2 protein-coding genes and 1 pseudogene are annotated in these 2,448 nt (G+C 68.2%); 1 reads left to right on the forward strand and 2 read right to left on the reverse strand.

From position 1 onward, the window contains the following. Positions 1-312 precede the first annotated feature (312 nt). Both panB and panC read right to left on the reverse strand, forming a co-directional pair. A pseudogene (panB, locus tag J0F76_RS20470) lies at positions 313-1,122 on the reverse strand (3-methyl-2-oxobutanoate hydroxymethyltransferase). After that, positions 1,112-2,011, reverse strand: coding sequence for a pantoate--beta-alanine ligase (gene panC, locus J0F76_RS20475; protein WP_341351633.1), 900 nt, complete (start codon positions 2,009-2,011; stop codon positions 1,112-1,114). Before panC ends, panB begins: the two are co-directional and overlap by 11 nt. Before the next feature lie 112 nt (positions 2,012-2,123). Between panC and nadA the strand changes: the two genes are divergently transcribed. After that, a partial coding sequence (gene nadA, locus J0F76_RS20480) for a quinolinate synthase NadA (protein WP_207472304.1) occupies positions 2,124-2,448 on the forward strand: 325 nt, incomplete at its 3' end.

A 2,448-nucleotide genomic window follows, 5' to 3' on the forward strand; every position in this document is an offset into this window, starting at 1 on the left:
AAAGGGAAAGGGTGGACGACTTTTACGCCGCCCGCAGCAGCTCCATGCCGCCGCTTCCGTGGCCTAATTTCTCACCGCCGTTCTCAGCGGACAGGAACCGTAGCCGGGTAGCAGCGTCTTGAAGCCTTCCGGGCGGGATGGACCCTCCTGGTGGCTGTCGCTTGAGTGCCTTGCCAAGGCATGTCTCTGCGTTGGGGTCGCCCCGGAGCACCTGCGCTTTCACGCCCATGCGGACGCAGTGCCATTTAGGCGGTCCGAAGACCGGGTGCTGACGGTCGAAGAAGCTCCCGCGCGGATCGACTTGCCCGGCCCTCACCGATAAACGTTTGCCTCATCCGGGAAGGACCGCTCGCGGACGGCCGCCGCATAGTCGGAGATGGCCCGGTCGGCCTGCACGCCGAGGTCCGCGAACCGCCGCACGAAGCGCGGCACGCGGGCGGACAGGCCCAGCATGTCGTCGAGGACCAGGATCTGCCCGTCGCATCGGCACGATGCGCAGATGCCAACCGTCGGCACGGCCACGGCGTCGGTCATGCGGATCGCAAGCGGTTCCACCACACCCTCCACCACGATGGCGAAGGCGCCGGCTGCGGCCACGTCGGCGGCATCCTGGACGTGACGCGCCCAGCTTTCCGGATCGCGGCCCTGTGTTCTAAAGCCTCCCAGCGTGTTCGTCGCCTGCGGCAGCAGGCCGACATGGCCCATGACCGGAATGCCGCGGTCGGTCAAAAAGCGGATCGTTGGTGCCATGCGGCTGCCGCCCTCCAGCTTGACCGCGCCCGCGCCGGTCTCGGCCATGATCCGGGCGGCATTGCGGAAGGCCTGCCCCGGACTTTCCTCGTAGCTGCCGAAGGGCATGTCCACGACCACCATGGCGCGGCGGCTGCCCCGGACCACGGCCTAGCCGTGCAGGATCATCATCTCCACCGTCACGCCGACCGTCGAGGGCAGGCCGTGGATCACCATGCCCAGGCTGTCGCCGACCAGGATCAGGTCGGCATGGGCATCCACCATCGCGGCGAGAGGCGCGGTATAGGCGGTCAGCGCGACGATAGGGGTTGTCCCCTTGCGCGCGGCGATCTCGGGGGCGGTGATGCGTGTGGAGCGGGTTTCAACGGACATAGCCAAGGCCTTTCGGGTCGGCAACACGCTGGTCTATCAGCAGCACGTCGCCAAAGCTGACGGTCAGCAGGACCACCACCGGACGCCGGATCTTGGCGATGCGCGACAGGTCGGCGGCATCGCGGATGTCGATGGAGCGGACATGGGCCAGCGGCTCGGCCCCGATGATGCGGCGCAGCTCGGCGCGGATGGCGGAGAGGCCCGCGCCCTCGGCCACCATCTGCCCGGCCCGATCCAGGGCGCGGCTCAGCACCGGGGCAGCGGCGCGCTCTGCTGGCGACAGGCGGCGGTTGCGGGACGACATGGCAAGGCCGTCGGCTTCACGCACGGTGGGAACGGGCAGGATCTCGACGGGTACATCCAGGTCCGCAACCATCTGCCGGACCACGGCAAGCTGCTGGTAATCCTTTTCGCCAAAGGTCGCGGCATCCGGCCCGACGATGTTGAAGAGCTTCGTCACCACCGTCGCGACGCCCCGGAAATGACCCAGACGCAGCCGGCCCATCAGCGTCCGCGAGAGAGCCGTCACCTCGACCACGATTTGCGCGCCGGGACGCCAGATGTCGCCGACGGACGGCAGGAACACGGCATCACAGCCCGCGTCGCGCAGCATCGCCAGGTCGGCTTCCTCGTCGCGCGGGTAGCTCGCCAGGTCCTCGTTCGGTCCGAACTGCGTCGGGTTCACGAAGATCGAGGTGACCACGCGCCCGCCACCCCGGGCATCCAGCCAGGCGCGGGCATGGGACAGGAGCGACATATGGCCGTCGTGCAGGGCGCCCATGGTCGGAACAAGCGCGACGGGCGCGCCCGCCTGTCGCCATCCGCCGACGCAATCGCGCATCGCCTGCCTGTCGCGGCCAATCTGCATGTCTCTCTCGCGATCGCCCACGGCACAGTCCTATCATGGTTGCCGTAGCGTCAATGGCGCGCTAGGACAACCGCCAGCGATCATCCCGCGCGGCCCGCAAGGCCCCGGATGCTGCCGGAGGAGGACACCGCGCTTGCTGGACGTGACGACCATCCGCGCCGAACTGGCGGCCCATTACGACCTGACCCCCTCGGTCGAACTGGCACGAGAGATGAGCGCGATCCATGCGCGCATGGACCGGGTGATGCCCTTTCCCGACTGGGCGATCGCCGCGCCCTATGTGGCGGCGATCAACCGGCTCAAGGCCGAACGCGGCGCGGTGGTGCTGGCGCATAACTACATGACGCCCGACATCTATCACGGCATCGCCGACGTGGTGGGCGACAGCCTGCAATTGGCCATCGAGGCGACGCGGGTGGAGGCAGGCATCATCGTCCAGTGCGGCGTGCACTTCATGG

It is taken from the genome of Paracoccus fontiphilus (genome assembly GCF_017356265.1).
GTDB classification, from domain to species: domain Bacteria; phylum Pseudomonadota; class Alphaproteobacteria; order Rhodobacterales; family Rhodobacteraceae; genus Paracoccus; species Paracoccus fontiphilus.